The organism is Mechercharimyces sp. CAU 1602, from assembly GCF_024753565.1.
GTDB lineage: Bacteria > Bacillota > Bacilli > Thermoactinomycetales > JANTPT01 > Mechercharimyces.
The window spans coordinates 1,787,903-1,812,626 of the sequence record NZ_JANTPT010000001.1 but is presented as its reverse complement, the minus strand read 5'-3'; the positions used below and the strand labels follow the sequence as shown (position 1 = coordinate 1,812,626).

The 24,724-nt window shown below is 42.1% G+C and carries 29 protein-coding genes; 19 read left to right on the top strand and 10 right to left on the bottom strand.

What is annotated here, in order from left to right:
- Positions 1-77 precede the first annotated feature (77 nt).
- From NXZ84_RS09370 to NXZ84_RS09345, 6 genes are all read left to right on the top strand, one after another.
- Positions 78-1,742, top strand: coding sequence for a peptide ABC transporter substrate-binding protein (locus NXZ84_RS09370; protein ID WP_258839988.1), 1,665 nt, complete (start codon positions 78-80; stop codon positions 1,740-1,742).
- A 92-nt stretch (positions 1,743-1,834) separates the two neighbouring features.
- Entirely contained in the window at positions 1,835-2,767 is a 933-nt protein-coding gene (locus tag NXZ84_RS09365; protein ID WP_258839987.1) for an ABC transporter permease, read from the top strand.
- A 1-nt stretch (position 2,768) separates the two neighbouring features.
- On the top strand, positions 2,769-3,692 hold the full coding sequence (locus NXZ84_RS09360) for an ABC transporter permease (protein WP_258839986.1): 924 nt from the start codon (positions 2,769-2,771) through the stop codon (positions 3,690-3,692).
- 15 nt (positions 3,693-3,707) lie between these two features.
- Positions 3,708-4,730, top strand: coding sequence for an ABC transporter ATP-binding protein (locus NXZ84_RS09355; RefSeq protein WP_258839985.1), 1,023 nt, complete (start codon positions 3,708-3,710; stop codon positions 4,728-4,730).
- Between the two features lie 200 nt (positions 4,731-4,930).
- On the top strand, positions 4,931-6,556 hold the full coding sequence (locus NXZ84_RS09350; protein WP_258839984.1) for a peptide ABC transporter substrate-binding protein: 1,626 nt from the start codon (positions 4,931-4,933) through the stop codon (positions 6,554-6,556).
- A gap of 352 nt (positions 6,557-6,908) precedes the next feature.
- Entirely contained in the window at positions 6,909-7,925 is a 1,017-nt protein-coding gene (locus NXZ84_RS09345; RefSeq protein WP_258839983.1) for an ABC transporter ATP-binding protein, read from the top strand.
- A gap of 66 nt (positions 7,926-7,991) precedes the next feature.
- Here NXZ84_RS09345 and NXZ84_RS09340 read toward each other — a convergent pair whose 3' ends face one another.
- Positions 7,992-8,273 carry a NifU family protein gene (locus NXZ84_RS09340; protein ID WP_258839982.1) on the bottom strand — a complete coding sequence of 94 codons (282 nt, stop codon included), beginning with the start codon at positions 8,271-8,273 and terminating at the stop codon, positions 7,992-7,994.
- Between the two features lie 196 nt (positions 8,274-8,469).
- On the opposite strand from NXZ84_RS09340, the gene NXZ84_RS09335 reads away from it, so the two are divergent.
- From NXZ84_RS09335 to NXZ84_RS09320, 4 genes are all read left to right on the top strand, one after another.
- A complete protein-coding gene (locus tag NXZ84_RS09335) occupies positions 8,470-9,402 on the top strand; it encodes a PLP-dependent cysteine synthase family protein (protein ID WP_258839981.1) in 933 nt (310 codons plus the stop codon).
- Positions 9,403-10,545, top strand: coding sequence for a bifunctional cystathionine gamma-lyase/homocysteine desulfhydrase (locus NXZ84_RS09330; protein WP_258839980.1), 1,143 nt, complete (start codon positions 9,403-9,405; stop codon positions 10,543-10,545).
- Between the two features lie 37 nt (positions 10,546-10,582).
- Entirely contained in the window at positions 10,583-10,906 is a 324-nt protein-coding gene (locus NXZ84_RS09325; protein ID WP_258839979.1) for a DUF1462 family protein, read from the top strand.
- 82 nt (positions 10,907-10,988) lie between these two features.
- Positions 10,989-11,246: a DUF1450 domain-containing protein gene (locus NXZ84_RS09320; RefSeq protein WP_258839978.1), complete on the top strand. Its 258-nt coding sequence runs from the start codon at positions 10,989-10,991 to the stop codon at positions 11,244-11,246.
- Between the two features lie 53 nt (positions 11,247-11,299).
- Here the strand turns inward: NXZ84_RS09320 and NXZ84_RS09315 are convergent, their stop codons facing one another.
- Positions 11,300-12,370: an aminopeptidase gene (locus NXZ84_RS09315; protein WP_258839977.1), complete on the bottom strand. Its 1,071-nt coding sequence runs from the start codon at positions 12,368-12,370 to the stop codon at positions 11,300-11,302.
- A 254-nt stretch (positions 12,371-12,624) separates the two neighbouring features.
- Here NXZ84_RS09315 and NXZ84_RS09310 point away from each other — a divergent pair, with 254 nt between their 5' ends.
- Together NXZ84_RS09310 and NXZ84_RS09305 are read left to right on the top strand one after the other, a co-directional pair.
- The gene (locus tag NXZ84_RS09310; protein ID WP_258839976.1) at positions 12,625-12,843 is read left to right on the top strand and encodes an aspartyl-phosphate phosphatase Spo0E family protein; all 219 of its coding nucleotides are present in this window, start codon (positions 12,625-12,627) and stop codon (positions 12,841-12,843) included.
- A gap of 95 nt (positions 12,844-12,938) precedes the next feature.
- A complete protein-coding gene (locus tag NXZ84_RS09305) occupies positions 12,939-13,289 on the top strand; it encodes a HesB/IscA family protein (protein ID WP_258839975.1) in 351 nt (116 codons plus the stop codon).
- A 60-nt stretch (positions 13,290-13,349) separates the two neighbouring features.
- On the opposite strand, the gene NXZ84_RS09300 is transcribed toward NXZ84_RS09305, so the two are convergent.
- The gene (locus tag NXZ84_RS09300; RefSeq protein ID WP_258839974.1) at positions 13,350-13,775 is read right to left on the bottom strand and encodes a hypothetical protein; all 426 of its coding nucleotides are present in this window, start codon (positions 13,773-13,775) and stop codon (positions 13,350-13,352) included.
- A gap of 212 nt (positions 13,776-13,987) precedes the next feature.
- On the opposite strand from NXZ84_RS09300, the gene NXZ84_RS09295 reads away from it, so the two are divergent.
- From NXZ84_RS09295 to NXZ84_RS09285, 3 genes are all read left to right on the top strand, one after another.
- Positions 13,988-14,290 carry a hypothetical protein gene (locus NXZ84_RS09295; RefSeq protein ID WP_258839973.1) on the top strand — a complete coding sequence of 101 codons (303 nt, stop codon included), beginning with the start codon at positions 13,988-13,990 and terminating at the stop codon, positions 14,288-14,290.
- 146 nt (positions 14,291-14,436) lie between these two features.
- Positions 14,437-14,988, top strand: coding sequence for a GNAT family N-acetyltransferase (locus tag NXZ84_RS09290; RefSeq protein WP_258839972.1), 552 nt, complete (start codon positions 14,437-14,439; stop codon positions 14,986-14,988).
- Positions 14,989-15,142: 154 nt separating this feature from the next.
- Positions 15,143-15,649, top strand: a complete 507-nt coding sequence (locus NXZ84_RS09285) for a DUF2179 domain-containing protein (RefSeq protein WP_258839971.1) — start codon at positions 15,143-15,145, stop codon at positions 15,647-15,649.
- Positions 15,650-15,693: 44 nt separating this feature from the next.
- On the opposite strand, the gene NXZ84_RS09280 is transcribed toward NXZ84_RS09285, so the two are convergent.
- The 3 genes from NXZ84_RS09280 to NXZ84_RS09270 form a co-directional block, all read right to left on the bottom strand.
- Entirely contained in the window at positions 15,694-15,939 is a 246-nt protein-coding gene (locus NXZ84_RS09280; protein ID WP_258839970.1) for a hypothetical protein, read from the bottom strand.
- 1 nt (position 15,940) lies between these two features.
- Positions 15,941-16,141 (bottom strand): hypothetical protein, encoded by a 201-nt coding sequence (locus tag NXZ84_RS09275; protein ID WP_258839969.1) that lies wholly within the window; start codon positions 16,139-16,141, stop codon positions 15,941-15,943.
- 102 nt (positions 16,142-16,243) lie between these two features.
- The gene (locus tag NXZ84_RS09270) at positions 16,244-17,233 is read right to left on the bottom strand and encodes an NAD(P)/FAD-dependent oxidoreductase (RefSeq protein ID WP_258839968.1); all 990 of its coding nucleotides are present in this window, start codon (positions 17,231-17,233) and stop codon (positions 16,244-16,246) included.
- Positions 17,234-17,507: 274 nt separating this feature from the next.
- On the opposite strand from NXZ84_RS09270, the gene NXZ84_RS09265 reads away from it, so the two are divergent.
- Positions 17,508-18,704, top strand: coding sequence for an NAD(P)/FAD-dependent oxidoreductase (locus tag NXZ84_RS09265; protein WP_258839967.1), 1,197 nt, complete (start codon positions 17,508-17,510; stop codon positions 18,702-18,704).
- Positions 18,705-18,979: 275 nt separating this feature from the next.
- On the top strand, positions 18,980-19,132 hold the full coding sequence (locus NXZ84_RS09260; protein WP_396654036.1) for a YuiA family protein: 153 nt from the start codon (positions 18,980-18,982) through the stop codon (positions 19,130-19,132).
- A gap of 83 nt (positions 19,133-19,215) precedes the next feature.
- Here the strand turns inward: NXZ84_RS09260 and NXZ84_RS09255 are convergent, their stop codons facing one another.
- Entirely contained in the window at positions 19,216-19,965 is a 750-nt protein-coding gene (locus NXZ84_RS09255; protein WP_258839966.1) for a chlorite dismutase family protein, read from the bottom strand.
- A gap of 200 nt (positions 19,966-20,165) precedes the next feature.
- Here NXZ84_RS09255 and NXZ84_RS09250 point away from each other — a divergent pair, with 200 nt between their 5' ends.
- Positions 20,166-20,435, top strand: a complete 270-nt coding sequence (locus NXZ84_RS09250; RefSeq protein WP_309495820.1) for a YuiB family protein — start codon at positions 20,166-20,168, stop codon at positions 20,433-20,435.
- Positions 20,436-20,463: 28 nt separating this feature from the next.
- On the opposite strand, the gene NXZ84_RS09245 is transcribed toward NXZ84_RS09250, so the two are convergent.
- The gene (locus NXZ84_RS09245; RefSeq protein ID WP_258839964.1) at positions 20,464-21,291 is read right to left on the bottom strand and encodes a cobalamin-binding protein; all 828 of its coding nucleotides are present in this window, start codon (positions 21,289-21,291) and stop codon (positions 20,464-20,466) included.
- Positions 21,292-21,327: 36 nt separating this feature from the next.
- Positions 21,328-21,810, bottom strand: a complete 483-nt coding sequence (locus tag NXZ84_RS09240; RefSeq protein WP_258839963.1) for a divergent PAP2 family protein — start codon at positions 21,808-21,810, stop codon at positions 21,328-21,330.
- Positions 21,811-22,405: 595 nt separating this feature from the next.
- Between NXZ84_RS09240 and NXZ84_RS09235 the strand changes: the two genes are divergently transcribed.
- The gene (locus NXZ84_RS09235; RefSeq protein WP_258839962.1) at positions 22,406-23,095 is read left to right on the top strand and encodes a TerC family protein; all 690 of its coding nucleotides are present in this window, start codon (positions 22,406-22,408) and stop codon (positions 23,093-23,095) included.
- A gap of 52 nt (positions 23,096-23,147) precedes the next feature.
- On the opposite strand, the gene NXZ84_RS09230 is transcribed toward NXZ84_RS09235, so the two are convergent.
- Entirely contained in the window at positions 23,148-24,404 is a 1,257-nt protein-coding gene (locus NXZ84_RS09230) for a tetratricopeptide repeat protein (RefSeq protein ID WP_258839961.1), read from the bottom strand.
- Positions 24,405-24,724 lie beyond the last annotated feature (320 nt).

The window sequence follows — 24,724 nt, the reverse complement described above, 5'->3', positions numbered from 1 at the left end:
ATTAATTACCTAATGAAGTGAGCTCTAGCTCTATGCTATTGCTATATAAACATCATAATTTCTCAGGGGGTAATGGAATGAGCAAGTCGAAATGGTTGAAGAGATCTTTAGCCATTGGTATTGCGTCCAGTATGATTTTTACTGCGGCATGTACCGGTGGTGGAGAAGAAAGTAAGAAAAAATCTGGTAGCGAAGAGATGGCTGAAGAGCAGGTCTTAACTACCGCTCGTTTAAAAAGTGAACCACCGGCATTGGATCCAGCTAAAGCAGAAGATTCTTCTTCCGGTACGATTGTAAGATCCGTAATGGAAGGTTTAGCTAGAGTAGATGAGAATGGTATTCCCGAACCAGGGGTTGCTGAAAAGTGGGAAATTAGTGAAGATGGAAAGAAAATTACGTTCCACTTGCGTGATACAAAATGGTCCAATGGAGATGCAGTTACTGCAGGGGACTTTGAATATGCTTGGAAGCGCGTGCTCGATCCTAAAACAGCAGCACCATATGCTTACCAACTTCATTACTTGAAAAATGGTAAAGCCTACAATGAAGGAAAAGGTAAAGCTGAAGATGTAGGTGTAAAAGCTGTAGACGATAAAACCTTGGAAGTTGAGCTGGAAAAACCAGCACCGTACTTTGTTAGTTTAACTGCTTTTTATACATTGATGCCTGTAAATAAAAAAGTAGTTGAAGAAAACGCAAAATGGGGAACGGAAGCAGATAGCTATGTATCTAATGGTCCTTTCGTACTAGATACGTGGGAGCATGATAAAAAAGTTGTACTTAAAAAGAATGATAACTATTACGGTAAAGACCGTGTTAAATTAGATCAAATTAATATGCCAGTAGTTCCAGACGAACAAACTGGTTTACAGCAGTTTGATACAGGTGAGTTTGATGAAGGCGATAAAACCATCATTCCAGCAGATCTAGCTGATAAGTTAATTAAAGAAGAAAAAGCAGTTGCAAGTCCAATTATTGGAACCTATGCATATGAATTCAACGTAGAAAAAGAGCCATTTACCAACAGCAAGATTCGTAAAGCTTTCTCGATGGCGATTGACCGTAAGTCCATCGTTGAAAATGTAAGTCTTAGTGGCGAGAAGCCCGCTACAGGCTGGATTCCTTGGGAAATGCCAGATGTTCATGCGGAAAAGCCATGGCTTGAAAGTGGCGACTACAAACCGTTCATCAGCGAAACTGCTCAAGCTGAAGATGCGAAAAAGTTGTTAGAAGAAGGAATGAAAGAAGAAGGATATAAAGAGCTTCCAGACGTTACTTTGTCTTACAACACCAGCGATGGTCACAAAAAAATCGCTGAAGCTGTTCAACAAATGTTGAAAAAGAACTTGGGTGTTGATGTGAAACTGAAAAATTCGGAGTGGAAAGTCTTCCTTGAAGAAAAAGGGAATGGCGATTTCCAAATGGCACGCTTTGGTTGGCTGCCTGATTATATTGATCCAATGACCTTTATGGACATGTATGAAACTGATTCTGGGCAAAACGACCCAAGCTTTAGCAACAAGGAATACGATAAGTTGATCAAAGAAGCGAAATCAACGATCGATCAAGAAGTTCGTATGGAAGCTATGCGTAAGGCTGAGCAAGTGCTAATGGATGAAATGCCTGTAGCACCAGTATACTTCTACACTGAGAGCCACATGTCGAAAGACTATGTTAAAGATGTAGTGTATACTGTAGATGGACAAGTAGACTTTAGCGAAGCATACATCACCAAGCACTAGAGCATAATTTTTAGAGAAGGGTTGCGGGGAGTCACCCTCATAAGGGTGACTTTCCTGTGTCCTTCAGTTTAATTTCAAGGAGGTGGCGAATGATGATTCGTTATATAGGGAAGCGATTTATCATGATGGCAATTACATTATGGGTAATTGCAACCTTGACGTTTGTATTAATGAACTTGATTCCAGGTGATCCATTTACGAGCGAGAAAAAATACTCGGAGGAAATTCTTAATAACCTAAGAGCCGAATATAACTTGAACGAGCCACTACCTACGCAATATGTGCTCTATCTCAAAGATCTGGCTCAGTTTGATCTAGGACCTTCTATTAAACAAGCAAGCCGTGGAGTGAACGATCTTATCGCTGAAGGGTTCCCAGTGTCCGCTGTTTTAGGGATTGAAGCGATGATCATTGCGGTTATTATTGGTCTCTTTCTAGGAATTATTGCATCCTTACAGCAAAATAAGCCATTAGACTACCTAGCAATGTTTCTAGCAGTAATTGGATTATCTGTGCCCAGCTTTGTTATCGCACCTTTATTCCAAAAGTACTTTGGCGTAGAATGGGAGTTGCTCCCTTTGGCAGGGTGGAACGGGTTTGAGTACACGATACTACCTGCAATAGCGCTCTCTTCATTACCACTCGCTTTGGTGACACGCCTAATGCGTTCCAATATGTTAGAAGTGCTGGGACAAGATTATATTCGGACAGCCAGAGCAAAGGGACTATCACCTTATTTTGTTGTAAGCCGGCATACGGTACGTAATGCTATTTTGCCTGTTGTAACCATTATCGGTCCATTAGCTATTGGAATATTAACGGGAAGTTTTGTTATTGAAAAGATTTTTGCTATCCCAGGAATAGGGAAGCATTTCGTTGAGAGCATCAGTAACCGGGATTATCCTGTAATTATGGGTATGACTATCTTCTACTCTGCACTATTAATCATGGTAAACTTCTTGGTTGATATTGCTTATTCCTGGATTGATCCTCGCATTAAGTTAGGTGGAAAGGAGGCAAAATAAGATGGCAATTCCAGCAGAAAAGTTTGAGCGGCTAACTCAAAATGACAATAATGCAGAAGATATTAAGCGACCTAGTGTAGGTTATTGGAAAGATTCATGGAGAAGGCTAAAACAGAACAAGTTAGCCCTTACTGGTCTTATTATTATTATGGCACTGATATTGATGGCGATTGCTGTACCCGTATTTAGTGATATCTCTTATGAAGAACAGGACCTTTTAAATCGGGATGCGCCTTTATCAGGTGAGCATTGGTTTGGTACGGATGACCTTGGAAGAGACGTGTTTACACGTACTTGGTATGGTGCAGGGGTTTCTCTAACGGTAGGGATTGCTGCTGCTTTGATTGACCTTATTGTGGGTGTTATTTATGGTGGTATTTCAGGTTTTCGAGGTGGGCGAACAGACGAGTTTATGATGAGGATTGTGGACGTTCTGTGGGGACTGCCTTATCTGTTGGTTGTTATTTTACTCCTGGTGATTATGGAACCAGGCCTAGTAACGATTATTATTGCTCTATCCATTACCGGGTGGTTAAATATGGCGCGTTTGGTACGTGGACAAGTACTCCAGTTAAAAGAACAAGAATATGTATTGTGTGCGACCACAATGGGAGCAAGTACCTGGAGATTGTTATCTAAACACTTGATTCCAAATTCGATGGGACCTATCTTAGTTTTGGTTACGTTTACGGTTCCTAATGCCATCTTTGCAGAAGCATTTTTGAGTTTCTTAGGCTTAGGTATTCAAGCACCCTTTGCTAGTTGGGGTACGATGATTAATGATAGTTTGATTGTTATTTCTCCTTATATTGATTCATGGTGGCGTTTGTTCTTCCCCGCCTTTTTCTTGAGTTTAGTGCTATTAGCATTTAATGCATTAGGCGATGGGTTGCGCGATGCACTTGATCCAAAAATGCGGAAGTAAAGGAGGTTGGAAACAGTGGATCATTTATTGGAAGTAAAAGACTTACATGTCTCTTTCCACACATTTGCAGGGGAAGTTTATGCTGTGCGTGGAGTAAATCTTACATTAAATAAAGGCGAAGCTCTCGCGATTGTAGGGGAATCAGGGAGTGGGAAGAGCGTGACTGCGCAGTCGATAATGCGTCTGATCCCTATGCCTCCAGGTGAGATTAAAGAGGGCAGTATTCAATTTGAGGGCAAAGGGCTAACCGAGCTACCTGAAAAAGAAATGTATAAAATGCGCGGGTCAGAAATTGCGATGATCTTTCAAGACCCGATGACCTCACTTAACCCGACTATGACCATAGGACAACAAATTGTTGAAGGTCTGCTCTGGCACCAAGATATATCTAAAGGGGAAGCGTGGAAGCGCGCAGAGGAAATGTTACGTTTGGTAGGGATTCCTCATCCGGAAAGCCGCATTAAATCGTACCCTCATCAATTTAGTGGAGGAATGCGACAACGTGCGATGATTGCGATTGCACTTGCATGTAATCCTAAGGTGTTAATAGCGGATGAGCCGACAACCGCTCTAGACGTTACGATTCAGGCTCAAATCCTTGATTTAATGAAAGATTTACAAGAAAAAACCAATACTGCTATTATTCTTATCACCCATGATTTGGGTGTTGTTGCTGAAACGGCGCAACGTGTAGCTGTGATGTATGGAGGAAAAGTGGTAGAAACGGGCACCGTGGAAGAAATCTTTAATAATCCACGCCATCCTTATACATGGGGCTTGATGGGTTCGATGCCTTCTTTAGATTGGCAAAAAGATAATGATCTGAAGCCGATTCCAGGATCGCCACCTGACCTTTTGCAACCACCACAGGGATGTCCGTTTGCTGATCGTTGTCCTCATGCTATGAAGATTTGTAAAGAGGAATGGCCGGAGGAATCTGTGATTTCCGATACGCACAAAACATTTTGTTGGTTAGAGCATCCAGATGCTCCACCAGTAGATCGCGAAAAAATACTAGAAGAAATTGGTTCAAAATAACATTGATAATCGGAGGCCATGACAATGTAGGCCTTCGATTCATCCGTTATTCAGGATGAAATCGCTTTCATCCTGAATAATGTGCGTGTAGACTTTTCTAAATTGCAATCTTTATTTATACTATAGATAGAATCAGATTATATAGTATGGGGATTGTGCAGTTTAGGAAGTGTATACTTGAAGGCTAAGGGGGATATATGATGCAGAAGTGGGTCAGGTCGACATTGGTTGCAGTGATATCGAGTGCAGTCGTACTGTCCGGATGTAGTGGACTCGATGTGGAGAGCGATAGTGCTAAAAAAGTAGAGGGAGAGCAGAAACTTACTTTAACGACTACACAAGATATTGTGACGTTGGATGTATCAAAGGCAATTGACACTTCTACTTTTAACGCGCTCGATAATACGATGGAAGGGCTAATGAGAATTAATCAGGATGGGAAGCCTGTAAAAGCGATTGCGGAGAGTGTTGAAATTAGCGAGGATAAGAAGAAATACACCTTTCATTTGCGAGATGCTAAATGGCATGATGGTGAGGAAATAACAGCACAAGATTTTGAATATTCTTGGGAACGGACGCTAGACCCGAAAACAGGTGGCGAGTATTCCTATATCTTTGATTCGATTTTAAATGCGAAAGAGTATCGGACTGAGGAAGCGAATAAAGAAGATGTGGGAATTGTATCGATCGATGATAAAACGTTACAAGTACAGTTAAATGAACCCATTCCATACTTTTTAGATCTCATGGCCTTCCCTTCTTTTTATCCACAGAGAAAAGAATTTGTAGAAAAGTATGGTGAAGAATATGGGCAATCGGCAGAGTCGGTAGCGTATAACGGTCCGTTTGTTCTGTCGGAATGGAATAAAAATGAGTTTTATAGGATGAAGAAAAATGATACGTATTGGGATCGTAATGTAGTATCAATAGAAGAAGCGAGAGTAAACGTACTAAAAAAGACATCTGATGGAGTCAAGCAGTATATGTCTGATAAAGCAGATGTAGCACAATTGAGCCAATCTTTCACTAGTGCGTTTAATCAGACGAAAGAATATATCACCGTCACGAAGGCGACGACCTCATATCTAAACTTTAATACGAAAAATAAATATCTCCAAAATCAAAATGTAAGGAAAGCGTTAAGTGCAGCTATTGATCGAGAAGCATGGTCAGAAAAAGTCCTAAAGGATGGATCTGAACCTGCAGGCGGACTTATCCCGCCTACGATTTTTATTAGTGGACAACCTTTTCGTGATTATCCCATTCAAATCTTTGAGCCTGTTGAAGCGAAATCATCTTTAAAGGAAGGGTTACGTGAGCTGAATACTTCGGAAAAACCAACGTTTACGCTTCTTGTTTCTGATGATGATACTACCCGTAAGAAAGCTGTTTTTTTGAGGGAACAATGGGAAAAGTATCTAGGTATCACCGTAAACGTGAAAGCGGTGCCGTCTAAAGTGCGCTATAAATTGGAAGGAGAAGGGGCGTTTGATGTATCGCTTATGGGTTGGATCGGAGATTATAACGACCCGATGACCTTCTTAGAATTATTTCAAATGGACAATGAATTGAATTATGGAAAGTGGATGAATGAAAGGTATCATAACCTGGTGGAAGAGTCGAAGAGTACCACTGATTATGAAAAGAGGGCAAATGATTTGCGTGAAGCGGAAAGAATCTTGTTAGAAGAAGCCGCAATCGCAACACTGGATTACGGTAAGGAAGCGTATGTAGAGAAATCTTACGTAAAAGATATCGCCAGATATGCATTTGGCTCAGATTTTTCTCTGAAGTGGGCGTATATTGATCGAAGCGAAGATGAGTAAAGCTGGTTTGGGGAAGAAGAATCGCTCGTGGCGGTACCCGCGAGCGATTCTTCCTTGCGAATGGAATCAGACTGCCTTAGGGTGAATCAGTCCAGATGGATAGGCATTTTAGGTGCTCAATTATTGGTACAGGGATTAAATCTCATTGAAGTATGAGTGATTTCTAAGTATAATCAAAGAATACGTGTATCGGTGACTCTGTGAAGTATGAGATATCAGACTGAGATTAGCCTAACTTATGGATGGATGCTTATTTTTAATGATGTATAAAGTGATAGAAGATATTATTTTTAATTTATCATTTTTATTAAGCTACGAATTAGTGGATACTATGTGATCGGAGGGTGACATCATGGCAAAAACAGCAGAGAAAATTCTCGAAGTGAAAAACTTAACGAAGCACTTTAATATGGGTCAAGGAAAAAAAGTAAAGGCTGTTGATGGTGTAACATTTGATATATATCAAGGAGAAACATTTGGCCTTGTGGGCGAATCGGGGTGCGGTAAATCTACAGTTGGTCGTACATTAATTCGTCTGTATAATGCGACTGATGGGGAAGCTATTTTTGATGGAGAAGATATTTATAAACTAAAAGGGAAAAAGCTAAAAAAGTTTAATCAAGAGATGCAAATGATTTTTCAGGACCCTTATGCATCATTAAATCCGCGGATGACGGTTATGGATATCATTGCAGAAGGAATTGATATTCATGGATTGTTGAGTGGTGAAGAGCGTCGCAAACGTGTGCATGAACTATTAAGGATTGTGGGACTGAAAGAAGATCATGCTTCTCGTTTCCCACATGAGTTTAGTGGTGGCCAACGGCAACGGATTGGGATTGCTCGTGCTTTGGCGCTTAATCCAAAGTTTATTATTGCAGATGAGCCTATTTCAGCGTTGGATGTATCAATCCAGGCTCAAGTGGTTAACTTGATGAAAGATTTACAACGCAAAGAAGGTCTTACCTACCTTTTCATCGCCCATGACTTATCGATGGTAAAATATATTAGTGATCGCATTGGTGTCATGTATTTGGGTAGCATGGTAGAGTTGTCAGATAGTGATGAGCTATATGAGCATACACTTCATCCATATACACAGGCGTTACTCTCTGCGGTGCCAATTCCAGATCCAAATACGAAGCATGAGCGTGAGCGTATCATTCTTGAAGGAGATGTACCAAGTCCAATTGATCCACCGAGTGGATGCCGGTTCCGTACTCGCTGCCCACAAGCGATGGATATTTGTGCAAAAGAAGTTCCGGAATGGCTAGAAGCTCGTCCGAAACATTGGGTTGCTTGCCATCTATATCAAGAAGAGTCAATGAAAAAAGAAGGAAGACCTGTTCATTCCGCTGATGCAACTTAAAATAAAAACCCCGCTTTGGATCACTCCAAAGCGGGGTTTTTAGCGTATATACGTAGTAAAGAGAGTTTAGAGAACTTGCTCAACCTCTTTTACACCGGGAACTTCCTCAACCAATGCACGTTCGATACCTGCTTTTAAAGTGATGGTGGAGCTAGGACAGCTGCCACATGCACCTAGTAAACGTACACGAACAATGCCATCTTCGATCTCTACGAGTTCCACGTCGCCGCCATCTTGTTGGATGAAGGGGCGCAATTTATCCAAAACAACTTGCACTTGTTCTTCCATATCGCGTACACTCCTTTCCTCACCATTATAATCGCTCAGTTGAAAAAAATCCATGAGCATATGGAGATAGAAAGGAGAGGAAGAGGGCAAAAACTAATTTCCATGATGTGATGGAAAGTGATAAGATAAAAGTAGGATGGGTTTATTTCCGATAAATCCGATGAGGTTTTACTTGATTAACTGCTAATGATGAGGAACGAGGATATAATATTGAAGGGGGGAGTTGGTCTTAAGTGAGTAGACCAACGAATATGTGATGAAGCATGTATATGATGATATAAAAGAATTGATTGGTCAGACCCCGATTGTACGTATTAATCATCATGAAGTACCAGATGATGTAACCCTCTATGCTAAGCTTGAGTACTTCAATCCTGGAGGTAGTGTAAAAGACCGCCTTGGTATGGCTTTGATCGAAGCAGGGGAACGTTCGGGGGAATTAAAGCCGGGAGGAACAATTATTGAACCAACGGCCGGGAATACGGGGATTGGTTTGGCATTGGCGGCAGTTCGTACAGGCTATAAAGTGAAGTGTATAGTCCCAGAGAAGTTTTCACATGAGAAACAGGCATTAATGCGTGCACTCGGTGCAGAAGTGATCAACACCCCAACCAAGGATGGAATGAAAGGTGCGATAGAACGGGCTAAACAGTTAACGATGATGGAAGAAAATTCTTACTTGCCCTTGCAGTTTCAAAATCCAGCAAATCCAGAGGTCCATTATCGGACGACAGGGCCTGAAATATGGGATCAAATGGATGGTAAAATAGATATTTTTGTGGCCGGAGCTGGTTCAGGTGGAACTTTTATGGGTGCCGCCAAGTACTTAAAAGAGCAGAATCCATCTGTGAAAGCAGTTATCGTGGAACCGGAAGGTGGACATTTGAGTGATAATCCGGGGGCCCCTCATGATACTGAAGGGATTGGCATGGAGTTTTTACCTGCATATATGGATCGTTCCTATTTTGATGCTATTCATATTGTCTCGGACGAAGAGGCATTCCATTACGTGAGAGTATTATCTGAGCAGGAAGGGTTGTTGGTAGCCAGTTCTTCAGGTGCTGCTTTTGTAGCCGCCTTGCGGGAGGCAAAATTAGCAAAGGCGGGTACGAATATTCTCGTTGTCTTCCCAGATAGTAGTGAACGATATTTGAGTCAAGGGGTATACGCAGAAAGGGGTAGAAAATAGATGAAACTAGATACGAAAATGATACATGGTGGAATAGTTGGTGACAAGTATACTGGAGCGGTTAGTGTTCCGATCTATCAGGTTTCTACGTATAAGCAGGATGGGGTGGGAGAATTAGTTGCAGGCTATGAGTACTCTCGTTCGGGGAATCCGACACGAGCAGCTCTGGAAGCACTGATTGCAGATTTGGAAAACGGTGTGCGTGGCTTTGCTTTTGCTTCCGGAATGGCAGCTATCTCCACTATTGTCTCTTTATTTAATAAGGGGGATCATATCATTATCGGAGATGATGTATATGGTGGAACGTATCGCGTCCTACATCATGTATTTTCGCGCTTCGGTATTGAGATGAGCTTGGTAGATACGAGTGATGTGAACGAAGTTAAGAAAGCGATTCAAGAGAATACGCGGGCTATTTTTCTAGAGACACCAACTAACCCTCTCTTGAAGGTATCTGATATTAGTGCGATTGCAGACATGAGCAAAGAAAGTGATTTGCTCCTGATTGTAGATAATACATTTATGACGCCATACTGGCAAAACCCATTAGATTTGGGGGCCGATATGGTTGTTCACAGTGCTACCAAGTATTTAGGTGGTCATAGTGATGTGGTGGCAGGTTTGGTTGCGGTTAAAGATGAGGAATGGGGAGAGAAACTGTTCTTTGTCCAGAACTCGATCGGTGGTGTACTAGGACCACAAGATTCATGGTTGTTAATGAGGGGCATTAAAACACTAGGTTTACGAATGAAGCAGCATGAGCAATCGGCACGCCGATTAGCGGAGTGGTTAGAGACAAGAACAGATGTTGAGAGAGTCTTTTATCCAGGACTTAAGTCTCATGCTGGACATGAACTTGCCAGTACACAGGCACGTGGATATGGAGGTATGATCTCTTTTGATGTGGGTAGTGCAGAGCGAGCAGATCGCATCTTGAAGAAAGTTCAGTACTTTACACTGGCTGAAAGTTTAGGGGCAGTAGAAAGTTTAATCTCGATCCCGAGTCGAATGACTCATGCTTCTATTCCTCCACATCGGCGCTTGGAGTTAGGAATCACAGATGGTCTTGTGCGAATCTCAGTAGGAATTGAAGATATTGATGACTTGCAGGCAGATTTACAACAAGCATTAGATGCGAAGTAATGTTGGAGCTTGGATACAAGGAGAGGAGGCGAGTTCGATGAAAGATGGGGAGCAAGTCGATTTATGGGTGTACGGGACAGAAGAATTGTGTGCAAGCTGTGTTAACCTGCCTTCATCTAAGGAGACAGCTGTCTGGTTGGCAGCTGTATTGGAACGTAGGTATGGCAAACAAGTTCAAGTGCATTATGTAGATTTTGAAGAACCTCAAGATGAGGTACAGAGTAAGCTAGCTACACAGATTATAGAGGAAGAATTATGGTACCCTGTGATCGTGCTCGCTGATATGGTAGTAAGTGAAGGCAATCCACGTTTGCCACTTCTATATCAGAAATTAGAATCATTAGGAGTAAAAGTAAAATAATAGGGCTTGCAAATCATTTATTAGCCATGGTTATAATGGACGTTATAAGGAGTAGATGGAGTGAAGGATTGTGCGTCCTCTTGTGGAGTTTTGCGTTAATAATTTGTCGGATGAAATGAAGATGTTGAAGGATGAGTTGGAGCAAGATCCCACCTTGGATGTCGTCGAGTACGGCTGTCTAGGTAATTGTGGAGTATGTGCAGAGCGCTGTTTTGTCTTCGTCGATGGTGAATCGATAGAAGCAGATAATGCAGTAGCATTGCGAGAAAAAATAAAGAAAGCGCGGGCAGAGAGTGTAGATCCATATGATGTGGATTTTGATCTTGACCGCTTGCCATAGAAACACAGCCCGTGGGAGTAGCGATCACGGGCTGTTCTGTTCTCTTTCTTTTATTAAAATACCCACTCCCCATTTTTTTGTACTAATCTCCCATCTAAATAGATTTCTCCACCGGGTCGTAAATCCTTTACCATGTCCCAATGGATGGTAGACTTATTTGTTCCACCACAGCTATCATAAGCTGCGCCGAGGGCTAGATGGACAGTTCCTCCGATCTTTTCATCAAAAAGAATACTTTTACTTTGCCGGGTGATCCCATGGTTACAACCAATGCCTAATTCTCCGAGATAACGGGCTCCATCGTCTGTATTAAGAGCTTCTAACAAGAAATCTTCGCCTTTATCTGCAGTGGCATTGACGACTTTCCCTTGATTGAAGGTGAGTTGTATGCCGGCTACTTCTCGACCAGAGAAGACTGCAGGCCAATCGTATGTAATGGTTCCTTCTGTCTTATGTTCCAATGGGGCGTAGAAGAATTCTCCGCAAGGGATATTGTGTATTTCACTCGTATCTAATACGCCCTTGCGTCCTTCAATATTGAGTGTAATATCTGTGCCACTTGCCTTAATGCGCACCTCACGCGCCTGGTCAAAGTGGACAACAGCTGTTTCCATAGAGGTGTGCATGGCCTCAATATCAATATCAACAGCTGAATAGAGAAAATCTTCATAATCTGAAAGACTCATATCTGCTTCTTGTGCCAGTGCAGGTGTCGGGAATGCTGAGACCACCCACCTCGCTTCTCCGCGTAAGAGTCGTTCAGTAAAAGGTTTGATCGCTTTTTTATATCGTTGGATGCGTCTAGGGTCGATAGTAGCTAGCTCACGAGTGTTTTGCGGAGCATACAATTGAATGGATGCATCAGCATGTTCATATGCATAGCGTAGAATGGAAGGAATGGAATCGAGATGATGATCCATTGCCTCAGTGAAAAAGATACGTTGTCGTTCGTCTGATTCGGTAAATAGAAGGGGATGCGCCCCGCGCTTTAGGACCAGAGTGTATAGAGCCATGGTGAGCGGTTCCGATAAGGAGGACGATGGAATGAGGATTTGTTCATGTTCTTGTATTTTCAATGCATTGACAATGACGCGAGCAAGTTGATTAATACGAGGATCAGGCATATGGTATACATCCTTCCAAGCATAATAATGATTTCATATATCCGATATACTAAGAAATAAAATTCACAAATATTTTTTCATGGATAGCTTTACTTATTATTCAATATTATATAATATACTGTTTATAATACAATTTGTAAAGTCTGGTTCATCAATGGATGAAGCGGGTATAGAAAAATTAGCTGATGATCAGCTTTAAAACCCTATTTATGAACCAATATTGCCTATCGTATGATGATTAAGGGGGAGTTTGGGTGATTGAACGGCAGGCATTGGAGATGTTAATTGAAGAAATCAGGCGTCAAATGGTAGAAGCAGGGGACAAACTGGGCTTTCATCACCCTACCGTGTATCAATTAAGCTGCCGTTTGGATGAGCTTCATAACCAGCTAATTCGTTTGGAGCGTGAAAAGGGATATTTGATTAGGCGGTTTGATTCGCGCATTCGTGAAGCTCATGTGCTTCCTTATTAAAGAAGGTAGGGGTGTGCCTGGTTGTTTCGCTGCAAACTTCCCTGTATACTAAAGTTAGATGATAATGTTGATATGAGTTTGGAGGGAATCGGTACATGATTACCTTAAGCGAGCAAGCGATTTATAAAATTAAGGATATGATGAAAGATGAAGAGGGGCCGACTTATTTGCGCATTGGTGTTACTGCCGGTGGGTGTAGCGGATTCTCTTATGGAATGGGATTTGATGAAGAAAAGACGGATAAAGATGAGTCCTTCGTACAAGAAGGGATTCCGATTCTGATAGATAAAGCTAGTCTCGATTTGATTCGAGGATTGCAGATCGATTATAAAGAGTCGATGATGGGTGGCGGTTTCACGATCCACAATCCAAATGCGACAGCAACTTGTGGTTGTGGATCTTCTTTTCGGACAGCTACGCAGGCAGGAAAACCAGGCGATTGTTAATCATAGTAATAAAGAAGAAGAGGGTAGATGCCCTCTTCTTCTTTATTGTTTGGATTTTGGCTATCTCATTAAATTTAGAGGACGTTTTAATATTAATTCCGACTGCAAAATACGATCAAATACTCCCTTAGTCCCCGTGATGGATAGTTGTGCGAAGTTAACAGCTAAGAAGTCTTCCATACCGTCAATATCAATCCGAACTTCGGCTTCAAATATGGGATTGTCGGAGATAGCCAGGGGGAACAATTCTGGGGGGGCAGTGGTTTCACAAACAGCAGTTCGACCGGCAGCGATGGTTACATCGTCGCGGAATAGCAGTGTTTTACTTTGATTTGATTGTAACCGTAGCAAGCGGACACGTACTCTAGCAATATTGCTATCTTTTGGACTACTATTCATCACTTTAAAAAGTATAGCTGGACCTTCTACTGGAACTTCAGAAAGGTCATTAGCGACTATGGGTCCCGTTGTATAAAGTAATGCCATAAATTAATCTCCTTTCATTCTATTACTATGATATGAAATTAAATAGATTTTGTAGCGGCAGTTACATAAAGAAGAAAAAATTAGGTGTGGTTTTGTGATGTGATTTAAAAGAGAGGTGAGGGATTGGAATGATTTGATTGTTTACGGAGAACGCGGAGGGGGAACGACTAATGTAAGCATATAAGAACAACTGTCGAAGAGGTGGAATTAAGATGGGATCCAATAAACACAAACCCGAAGATAAAGAGCGTCAAGAAGAAAGAATGGTTGGTGAGGGGTTGGCAGGTGGTGAGGTTACCTCTTACACGAGTATAGAAACAGATGAAGCGTATCGCACAAAGCAAGATCAGAAAGAGGAGTGTTGTGATCACGAGCACGAAGGACGGGATCGTTATTTTTTAGATGTAGATCGCATGATGAATGAGGGTATGGCAGGCGGGATTGTGAGTGCTTACACGGGGGTTGACGAAGGCGACGACTTAAAGCCAGAAGAAAAGCCTAAGCATGATAAATGACTGTGATGGGTTGGGTATGATCACATTCGTTTCTTTTAGAGATGAGAAAGGATGTGATCAATTTTTTTATCTTTTTTAATCAAGCGCGTTTTGTTTTTCCAGAGGGAGGGTATATAATGTGTGGAAGATCTAAAGGAGGAGAACAAGTGAATTATTACGATCGTTTGAACGATTACTTTCCTGAACAAGAGATGAAGGACCGTGATCAGCTTAGTGATTTGATTAAGGAAAAAGATTTCTACTTTAAGGATGAAACAGAGGATTATGTACTCATGTATGCGGAATTTTCCTCTTTTCTATTTGTAGATTATATACTCGTGGATGAACGTGCGCGTGGTAAAGGGGTAGGCTCTAAGGTTATTGAAAAACTTAAAAATAAAGGGAAGACCATCTTGTTAGAGGTGGAACCCATTGATAAACAAGATGAGGATACCAAAAAGCGAATTCAATTTTATGAGCGAAATGGTTTTGTTAAAGCAGACCGCATTAAGTACCAACGGGAAGATGATGATGGCAACCAATTTGATATGATTATTTACTACTGGACGCCTGTGGAATTAACACAAGAAGAAGTGATGGATAAGATGGCGAAAGCATGTGAGGAAATTCATAACTTCCGTACGAAGAAGTATTACGGACGTGTGCTTGCAGATCCAGACGAAGTGTTGGAACTGAAGGAACCAGCCGTGCAATCTTAAGACCACCACCTTGTAAACGCTCACATCCCGGGAGCTCCTGGGGTGTGTTTTATTTTGCCTGAAGTGATTGCATCATACCCCTTCTATCCGATAGAATAGGGCGAACGTAAACTTTTCTTTAATTGAAGGATGGGTTGTCCCAATGAACTTTTTGATGATCCTTTTATTTATATTTGTTATTAATATCGCCTATGTGACGATCTCCACAGTGCGCCTTATTCTGATGATGAAAGGGTATCGTACAGTTGCATCTGCCGTGAGTTTTGCAGAGGTGTTCGTCTATATATCAGGGCTATCCGTTGTGTTAGACCACATGGACAGCATACTTAATGTTATCGTATACTGTCTTGGTTTTGCGATTGGTGTATATACAGGCTCTTTGGTAGAAGAGAAGTTGGCGATGGGATATGTAACCGTGCAAGTAATTACGCGTCAGGAAACTTCTGATATGCCTAACCAGTTGCGTGACGCTGGCTTTGGTGTTACTTCGTGGTATGGAGAAGGTCTCACTGGACAGCGGTTGGTGCTATCGGTGTTGACGAAGCGAAATAGACAGAAAGAGTTGGTTGAGCATGTTCATGGCATAGATCCTCATGCCTTTATTGTTTCGATGGAGCCCAAAACATTTGTAGGTGGATTCTGGGTTCGTCGTACACAGTAAGAGGCGTAGGGGTAAGAAAAGCGTCCCTTTGTAAAGGGACGCTTTTACTGTTCGTTTACCATCGCAATGTCGGAGTAATAACATTGACGGCAAAAGGTAGTATGTGGACACTGGTGAGTGTGGAGATCGAGTAGATTGTCGCTCAATTTCCCACCATCTATCGGTTCGTATGGACTGTAGTCGCCAAAGAGATCCATATAGCGACCATGATCTTCTAACGGGCTGGCACATTGAGGGCAGAAAGCATCGAGGGACTCATATCCATTGCAGACGGGGCATAGCCACTCCATTTTATTCGTCGCGCCTCCCTAGTATATTGGGAATGATCAGATATGCCATTAACACGATGAAAGCTAATATCCCCCCGACCCAGCCTGAGGTAACTTCATCACCACGAGTAAGTACACTCCCAATGATAGCAAGAGGGATGAAGAGGGAAATAACGATCAGTCCGATGTAATAAATGGTTCCTAGAATACGCCGTCTGTACACGATCCGGTCAGCCTATCTCTATAAAAGCTGCGATAGCTGACACTCACCTCGCTTTTATCCGTAGAATAGCCTTAGCTTGTCTCATACGCCCTTCTTCATACTCTAAAATTTCATGTTGGAACTATGCCCAGGTTGTAGGCGAGCGTCTGGATTAATATATTGCATGGCATTATTTACAGCTGTTGGAGCTTCGCCAAAGCCAACAGCAATCAGCTTTACTTTGCCAGGATACGTATTTATATCGCCGGCGGCATAAATGCCAGGGATATTTGTTTCCATGCGGGAGTTCACAATAACATTTCCCTTCTCAATCTCTAATCCCCACTCCTTAATCGGACCCAATGTAGAAACAAAACCGTAGCTAACTATTACAGCATCAACAGAAAGTTGTTCGTGTTGACCTGATTTTTTATCGGATATAGTGACGCGCTCAATCCGTTCGTTACCATACAACGAAGTGATATCGCGCGGCGTAATCACTCGAACCTTGGAAGCATGCATTTGCTCTACACTGTGCTCATGAGCTCTAAATTTATCACGTCGATGAACCACAGTTACACTTTTTGCAATTGGCTCAAGCATAAGGGCCCAATCGACTGCAGAGTCGCCTCCACCTGCGATTAATACGTCTTGACCAGTAAAGCGACTTAAGTCTTTGACAAAATAATGGAGGTTGGTCTGTTCGTATTTTTCCGCTCCCTCTAGTTGAAGCTTGCGGGGCTCGAAAGCGCCAACGCCCGCGGTAATAATGACTGCACGTCCATGGTGGGTGGTTTTATTGGTAGTTACATGAAACGAGCCATCTTCATTTTTTTCAACATTTTCTACTTTTTCATCCACACAAAAAGTGGGATCAAACTTTGTTGACTGTGTGATGAGATTATCGACTAATTCTTGGGCGCGAATTTTAGGGAAGCCTGCTACATCATAAATATATTTCTCTGGATATAATGCAGAAAGTTGTCCACCTAATTGGGGCATACTTTCGATCACTTTTACAGTTGCTTTACGCATTCCAGCATAAAAGGAAGTAAATAGTCCCGCGGGTCCCCCGCCGATGACGATAATATCATGTATGTCTGTTTTTTCCATGGGTGCACCTCCGGATGATTTTGGTAGTTCTTAGTATTCTATATTGACTGGTTGATCTACCTTTGTCCTCTTTTTCCATTATACTGGTCTGTCAGTGGGTTGAGAAGAGGATACTACAATATGTGATGGGCACAATATGATTATTCATTTCCCCTTGTCAAAAGTTCGTGAAATAATTATCATAGTGTAAGTGGGGTTTGTACGGAAATGATGGATACGTCCTTATTACCGAATTTATTAACCGATAGTATTATCGATGGAATGGGTGAGAAATATGAGTAAGCCAAAGATATTAATCCTTGGGGCTGGTTATGGCGGTCTCATGACAGCTAAGGGTTTACAGAAAGGGCTTTCCTATAACGAAGCGGAAGTAACCTTGGTAAACCAGAATCCCTATCATTATGTGACGACAAAGTTGCATGAACCTGCGGCTGGAACGCTTCATCATGATTATACACGTGTACCGATCAGCAGTGTGCTGGATGAGCGTAAAGTACGGTTTGTACAAGATCGTGTTACAGCGGTCGATCGTGAGAAAAAAGTAGTAACCTTGGAGAATTCCAATGAAGGTTTAGCGTATGATTATCTCGTGATGGCAATGGGGAGCGCGCCAGAAACATTTGGCATTCAAGGGTTGTTGGAAAATGCATACTTCATTCGGAATATCAACAGTGTACGAATGATTCGTGAGCATATTGAGTACCAGTTCTCTCAATATCATCTGAAAGGCGAGCGCCAAGATCTTGTTACCATCGTAGTTGGTGGAGCTGGCTTTACAGGCATTGAGTTTGTGGGTGAGTTGGTAGATCGTATTCCTCAATTGTGCCGTGACTACGATATTCCTCAGAACAAAGTGCGTTTAGTTAATGTGGAAGCGGCTCCAACGGCCCTACCAGGGTTTGATAAAGATCTGGTTGAGTATGCAACCAACTATTTAGAAAGCCGTGGAGTAGAGTTTAAAATTGGTATTCCGATTGAATCGTGTTCCCCTGAAGGTGTTGTACTCAAGGGTGGAGAGGAAGTTAAAGCGGCTACCGTAGTATGGACTGGTGGTGTTCGTGGTAACAAAGTGGTTGAAGAATCAGGTGTAGAAACCATGCGTGGGCGCGTGAAAGTAGATGAATTCTTGCGCGCACCAGGTCATGAGGATATCTTTGTAATTGGGGACAGCTCTTTAATCATCAATGAAGAGATAGACCGCCCCTACCCACCAACTGCTCAGATGGCCACACAGCAAGGAGAATGGTTAGGTAGAAACTTACCCCTCCTCATGCGCGGTGGAGATGTGAAGCCATATGAGTTTGACATGAAGGGTACGTTGGCCTCATTGGGTCGCAATGAAGCGATTGGAATGGTGGGAACGAAAAAGATGTTTGGTTCGACCCCTGCTTTCCTCAAGCGTGCTAACGACTTACGCTGGTTCTATAAATTAGGTGGAATCTCCATGGTATTGCGTAAAGGGAAACTGTAAGTAGACGATGAAGAAGGCAAAAACACTGATTATCTGCAATCGGTGTTTTTGCTTTTTTTGTACTGTGAATTGCAAAAGAAGCAATCATATGATTCTCTACACAAAATGTTAACAAATTATTTTAAAATAGGAGAAGATGCTAGAATTAATAGTGATGTAAACGCTTTCAAATAACAGGTAAACGCTCTCATTTCCACCAATCCCCCCTTTTCAAATGATTAAAAGTATTGTACTATAAACAGAAAATTAGAATTAAGAAGAGGGAGCTGAACATGATGGGTATAACGATCGCAGAGATTCATCTAGAAGTATGTTCAATGTGTAAAGGGGATGGTTACGTGCAACTCCTGCTCGGCGGATCTGAAACCTGTCATGCATGCAAAGGATCAGGAATACGTGAAAAAGAAGCAGAAAAGGGGGAAAAGTAGAGAAGTGAAGAGGCTAGCTGTCTTACTATATAAGAAGGAGCCTTCCCATGCGGGTATGGCTCCTTCTTTGTTTGGTTCGTACCTTATAGAGTGTGGAGAGCGTCGATGATATCCTTGTGGCTGACACAAGTAAACATCGGTGTGTCTACTAAGGTATACCGACTTGCTTCTGTCTCACGTAGTTCCTGAACTAAGTGAAGAAAGTCTTTGATTTCGTCTGTTTCAAAGGCGACGACAAACTCTTGGTCATCGATTCCGAAGGAGTAAGTGGTATTTAATTTTACAGAGGGATATTTTCCTCCTACTTGGATATGTTCATCCATCATTCCTTGGCGGGCAGGGAATGAAAGTTGATACCAATCTCTTGTCTTAATGAACGGATAGACAAAGAGGTACTTACTCTGTCCAGGAATAATATAAGTGCGCGGATTCTGATGAGAAGGATCCAGTTTATCCACATATATACTACGTTTACTTATGGAAAGATAAGAATAGCTAAGTTCCATATACTTTCCTAGACCAGTATGCAAAAGGCGATGAGTCATTTCTTGAAATGATTCTACATCTTTGGCAATGCGCCAGAGCACAAGGTCGACATCGGCTCGAATACCGATAGTGGAGTAACTAAGCACCATCATGTCATTGCGAGCATGGTACTCTTTCACGACAGCGGCGAATTCTTCTTTTCCGCGTTGTTGTTCTTCTTCACTTAATCGACGGAAAGCAGGGTCTAGCTTAAAGAAAGAGAAATTAATGTATTGGGTAGGTAGAGTTGGTTTCTCTCCTGTCGTTTCAGTCCCAGTTGATCCAGGACGAGCTGAACGTGGTCTCATAAAATGATTCCTCCTTTGATTCATACACTTACGATTGTACCCAACTTGGAATAGCATGCGCAAATTGATAATGGAATTGTCGCTTACATGACACAGATTAAATCGTGCTGACATTGACCCCTCTATCGATTTTTTGTAGACTATACAGGAACTACATGTAGATAGGAATCGCAAGTGGGAGGAGGCGATGAGCGATGATGATGAGTATACCCCAATTAATAATCTCTATCCTGCTTTTTATGGCATTAGCTTTCGGAGTTGGTTTTATCTTTAATATGATTTTAAAGACGACATGGCTTCCGATTATAATATACGTAGCATTGGTAGCGTGGTTGATGTTTGACCTCTTCAGCGAAGGTCGTCAAGCCCTAGGTGGCGATCTTATCGTATTGGTAAGCGGATTGATCGGTGCATTCCTAAGTGGATGGGTAATTAAAACTTTAAGAGATAAAGGCTTTCAGATGTTCTAAGTGTCCTCTTTTATGGAGGACACTTTTTTTATGTAACGGGGATGTTAGAGGTGAGTGGGTGGTTTGGGTCAGGGGCGAGAATATGATTAGGATAGAGCAGATGGGCTAAATATTGAATTCCGGTTAGTAAGCGGTAGGATGGTCTACAGTACCAGCCTTCTTCTAAGATCGTGACTCGTTCTGGGTGGGCGATAGGGGTATTCTGCCAAGCTGGACGTTGCAAGATAGGCTCTTTCTTCACTCGTTCAATCGGCACACCTGTCCATACGATCAGCGCTCGATCCGGGTTTCGGTCAGCAACCTCCTCCCAAGTGCTCTTCACATTTTCTTCAGGTTGGTCCGCAAAGATATTAACTGCACCTACAAGTTTACTGACTTCACTTAGCCAGTTTCCACCTCCAGGAGTAAAAACAGGTTTGGGCCACCACTCCCAATAGAGGCGGGGCGGGGGTGTTAGTTGAGGGATATGGGCACGTAGGGTGGAGAGTTGATTTGTTATTTGGGAAACCACCTTCTCAGCTTTTCTTTCTTGCCCACAGTGTTGACCCACGGTTCTTATATCTGAAAGAATGTCTGAAATCGACTTAGGGTTAAGGATAAGGGTATTGATATTTTCCTTTTCTAGTCGCTCGATATTTCGTTCCATTCCAGGGACACTGAGTGAAGCGAGTACCAGATCTGGCTGTAGGCGCTGCACTTTGTCGATATCGATGTGAAGATCGGGCCCACAACGGGGGAGATGTGAGATAGAATTTGGCCAATCAGAATAGTCGTCGATCCCCACCAATCGATCCGTAAGTCCTAGTGAAGCGAGCACTTCGGTATTGCTAGGACAGATGGATACTATCCGTTTCATAAGCTATTCCTCCTTATGTTCTCTTCCCCATCTTTTCTAATGCCAGAAGAAGGAAACAAGTAGCGCAACCGCAAACCCAAACCAGGCACCTGTAAACACTTCGATCGGTTGATGCCCTAATATTTCTTTGAGGTTGACGCGGGTTTCATCTGGGCTCTTCTCTTTCATCTGTCGCAATTCGTCCATGAGACTGGCAAAGTCATTACGTAGTTGATTGAGCACTTGAGCATGCATGCCAGCTTGTCTTCGCACACCGGTAGCGTCATACATGACGATAACAGCAAAGACAGCAGATAAGGCGAAAATAGGTGAGTCCATTCCTTCTTGTAAGCCGACAGCAGTGGCTAAAGAAGTAACAGCTGATGTGTGGGAGCTCGGCATTCCCCCAGGGTTGACCAACCAATTCCAATCCCATTCTCGATTCATAAAGTAGTGCCAGGGTAGTTTTATCACTTGCGCGGACAAAATTGCGATTGCAGCTGTCCATAATGGATAATTAGTAAGTAGGTCCCTTAGCATAAGTTCATCCTTTCTAGCGTTATCCCTGCGCTTATTTCATTCTACACCTTAATTTTAACATAAGCAGGATTGCGGCTCGTCTTAAATCGCTCAAAATGTACATCAAAATGTACATATAGAGAAGAAAGAAATCTACATCGGGGTCAAGGAAGTAAGACCTTGGTAGGTAGGAAAGGTGTAAGTTCAGCTATGTTATAAGAGGAGCTAAGCAATATTTCTAGTTACTCGCATAAAATATAATGAGTCAACAGAGAATACAGGAGTGATCTCATCTTCCTCTATTCCTACACGATGGGGAAGATAAATCGGTTTCCTTTAGTGTAAAAAAAAGAGTGAGAAATATGTGTATGAGTGGGAAATCCATTATTTTCGGATTGACGAATAGCCCAGGGATTCGATATAATAACGGTGAAGGGGAGTAGCTGCACATTAAAGTCGTCATTACGGGTTCGTCCCCGGCTTTAGTGGCAACGAAACGTTGTTAGCGAGACCTTTACCGATGATAGGTAAATGGTCTATTTTTATGGATTTTTATGAGACTTTTACCTAATCACGGTAAGGGTCTTTTTATTTAAATAAAAGGAGTCGAGATCCATTGGAACTGGGTTCAGAATTTATCGGAGCATTAATTACAATTATTATTATCGATCTACTTTTAGCAGGGGATAACGCGATTGTAATTGGACTCGCTGCCAGAAGGCTTCCGAAAGAGCAACAGAAAAAAGCGATTGTCTGGGGAACCGTAGGTGCGATTGGGATTCGCATCCTGGCTACATTAGCGGTTGTCTGGTTGTTGAAAATCCCGGGTTTGCTGCTTGTGGGTGGACTTCTGCTGGTATGGATCTCATACAAACTGTTGGTAGACGATGGAGAGCATGATATTGAAGCGGGCAACAATTTATTTGCTGCCATCCGTACGATAGTGATTGCGGATGCAGTGATGGGACTGGATAACGTGATTGCGATTGCAGGTGCTGCGCATGGGGATTATGTACTGGTTATTTTGGGGCTACTGATCAGTGTACCCATTATGATTTGGGGCAGTGCCATTATTCTTCGCTTAATGGAACGCTATCCAATGATTATATACTTTGGAGCAGCGGTTCTTGCTTTTACAGCCGCTAAGATGATGGTAGGAGAAGGGTTTGTGCAACCATTCTTCAACCAAAATCCATGGATGCAATGGATTGTGATCGTAGCGATAGTGGTAGGGGTATTATTGCTTGGTTGGTGGAAGAACAAAAATGCTGAAGAGGGGGAGAAAGGAAAGAGGGAAGTAATTTAGTGTGAGTATGAATAAAGAGAGCATCGGCTGGAAATGCCGGTGCTCTCTTTATTCATACACGTGCTAAAAATGACCGGTGTGCATCTGTTAAAATCCCTTCCTCATCCCACTTTTGCAGTAATAGTTCTAATTTACTAGAATCTGGGTGGTTCGTTTTTCGGGCTAATTGAAGGGCGTTTACTCCGGCTGATATATTTTCTGGATCTAGGTCTAATGTTTTTTGATAGGCTGCAATAGCCTCATCGTCACGCTGTAGTTGTGAAAGTGTATAGCCACTCATAAAATGGGAGAATGTGAGTCGAGGGAGTCCAATCGTAGCTGCTTTATGGTACATGTCTAATGCTTCATCGAAGCGCTTGAAGTGGCTATATACTTCAGCTAATTCTTGATACGATATGCTCCAGTGTGGATCTAGCTCAATCAAATTACGTCCCGCTTGTTCGGCGAGGGAAAATTGACGGGATAGATAGAGGTGCTCTTTCACTTCTGATTCGTAGGCTGTTTTCATCGCATCGGCTCGTTTTACTTCTTCTAAGGGAGTGCGGGGAGTGGCGATCATAGCATAGTGCAAAGCTAGTTTCATGATTTCTCTTGTCTCTTCTACTTTTTTCTCTTCAGCTGGAATCATGGCATAGGCCCGATGAAAGGTGGAGAGCGAAATGTAATCTTGAAAGTCGACGCTGTGACTCAATTTTTCTTTTGCTTGCAATCCACACTGTACAAACCATTGATATAAAGATGATTTTACGCTTTTTTGCTTAATATACCAGACAATCGCTTGTGAGGACATATTAAGTTGAATGCTTGCTGGAATTGTGTTTTCTGTGATGATGTGTTTGATGGATGTGAACTCTTCATCAACAGCGATAACACCTAGTCTGTTCTTAATGACAAAGGTGAGTAAGTAGAAATATAATTGTGCGCAAGGGGTTAGTTGATAGCGATCCATGCTTGTAAGTATACTCCATGCTTGTTCAAAGCGGGAGATTGCAGTGAGATGGAAAGCAATGTTGAGCTGTTCTAAAGGGGAGAAGTGAGAGCGGTTCTCCCAATTTTTTTGGAGGGTTTCAATTGGGCCATCTAAAGGATATTCCAACCGACTAACTTGTTCCAATGATAGATTGGCGACTTGAGCAACTTCAAAGAGCGTGGTTGGCTCCATTACTTGATTTAGATGATAAGGTACCCGTGTAAAGTCAAAAGAAAAGTTATACTCTGGGAGCGCGCGGCAAATATTTTTGCACCAAATACTCGTATCATTAGTTTCCTCTTTTAGGTGCAGGATAGCTGATAAAAAAGATGATTGCATGGTTTCACCTCTCTATAAGAGTATTGTTATTCAAATGAGCCTAGTTTCTCTTTATGAATGAAAAGTGAATCCCCATGGGGATTCACTTTTTTGAGATGATTAAAAAATTTAGATTAAGCAGGGAACAATGCGGACAAGGATTTTACGTTTTTGCTTTCGAATTTCATGTGGCATGCCTCCTTTCTATAATACTGACTTTATTATACACTAAGTTTAGAAATTTTCAATTATTTTTTTAATAAATTATACCAATCATCTTAAAAATAGAAAATGAATAAAAAAATTACTTATTCACACTTTTGATGTGGTAAAATAAAGGT

Coding starts and splice junctions, on each gene's coding strand:
- NXZ84_RS09370 (WP_258839988.1), top strand. CDS start 78: ATGAGCAAGTCGAAATGGTTGAAGAGATCTTTAGCCATTGGTATTGCG.
- NXZ84_RS09365 (WP_258839987.1), top strand. CDS start 1,835: ATGATTCGTTATATAGGGAAGCGATTTATCATGATGGCAATTACATTA.
- NXZ84_RS09360 (WP_258839986.1), top strand. CDS start 2,769: ATGGCAATTCCAGCAGAAAAGTTTGAGCGGCTAACTCAAAATGACAAT.
- NXZ84_RS09350 (WP_258839984.1), top strand. CDS start 4,931: ATGCAGAAGTGGGTCAGGTCGACATTGGTTGCAGTGATATCGAGTGCA.
- NXZ84_RS09345 (WP_258839983.1), top strand. CDS start 6,909: ATGGCAAAAACAGCAGAGAAAATTCTCGAAGTGAAAAACTTAACGAAG.
- NXZ84_RS09340 (WP_258839982.1), bottom strand. CDS start 8,273: ATGCTCATGGATTTTTTTCAACTGAGCGATTATAATGGTGAGGAAAGG.
- NXZ84_RS09335 (WP_258839981.1), top strand. CDS start 8,470: ATGAAGCATGTATATGATGATATAAAAGAATTGATTGGTCAGACCCCG.
- NXZ84_RS09330 (WP_258839980.1), top strand. CDS start 9,403: ATGAAACTAGATACGAAAATGATACATGGTGGAATAGTTGGTGACAAG.
- NXZ84_RS09325 (WP_258839979.1), top strand. CDS start 10,583: ATGAAAGATGGGGAGCAAGTCGATTTATGGGTGTACGGGACAGAAGAA.
- NXZ84_RS09315 (WP_258839977.1), bottom strand. CDS start 12,370: ATGCCTGATCCTCGTATTAATCAACTTGCTCGCGTCATTGTCAATGCA.
- NXZ84_RS09305 (WP_258839975.1), top strand. CDS start 12,939: ATGATTACCTTAAGCGAGCAAGCGATTTATAAAATTAAGGATATGATG.
- NXZ84_RS09300 (WP_258839974.1), bottom strand. CDS start 13,775: ATGGCATTACTTTATACAACGGGACCCATAGTCGCTAATGACCTTTCT.
- NXZ84_RS09295 (WP_258839973.1), top strand. CDS start 13,988: ATGGGATCCAATAAACACAAACCCGAAGATAAAGAGCGTCAAGAAGAA.
- NXZ84_RS09285 (WP_258839971.1), top strand. CDS start 15,143: ATGATCCTTTTATTTATATTTGTTATTAATATCGCCTATGTGACGATC.
- NXZ84_RS09280 (WP_258839970.1), bottom strand. CDS start 15,939: ATGGAGTGGCTATGCCCCGTCTGCAATGGATATGAGTCCCTCGATGCT.
- NXZ84_RS09270 (WP_258839968.1), bottom strand. CDS start 17,233: ATGGAAAAAACAGACATACATGATATTATCGTCATCGGCGGGGGACCC.
- NXZ84_RS09265 (WP_258839967.1), top strand. CDS start 17,508: ATGAGTAAGCCAAAGATATTAATCCTTGGGGCTGGTTATGGCGGTCTC.
- NXZ84_RS09260 (WP_396654036.1), top strand. CDS start 18,980: ATGGGTATAACGATCGCAGAGATTCATCTAGAAGTATGTTCAATGTGT.
- NXZ84_RS09255 (WP_258839966.1), bottom strand. CDS start 19,965: ATGAGACCACGTTCAGCTCGTCCTGGATCAACTGGGACTGAAACGACA.
- NXZ84_RS09250 (WP_309495820.1), top strand. CDS start 20,166: ATGAGTATACCCCAATTAATAATCTCTATCCTGCTTTTTATGGCATTA.
- NXZ84_RS09245 (WP_258839964.1), bottom strand. CDS start 21,291: ATGAAACGGATAGTATCCATCTGTCCTAGCAATACCGAAGTGCTCGCT.
- NXZ84_RS09240 (WP_258839963.1), bottom strand. CDS start 21,810: ATGCTAAGGGACCTACTTACTAATTATCCATTATGGACAGCTGCAATC.
- NXZ84_RS09230 (WP_258839961.1), bottom strand. CDS start 24,404: ATGCAATCATCTTTTTTATCAGCTATCCTGCACCTAAAAGAGGAAACT.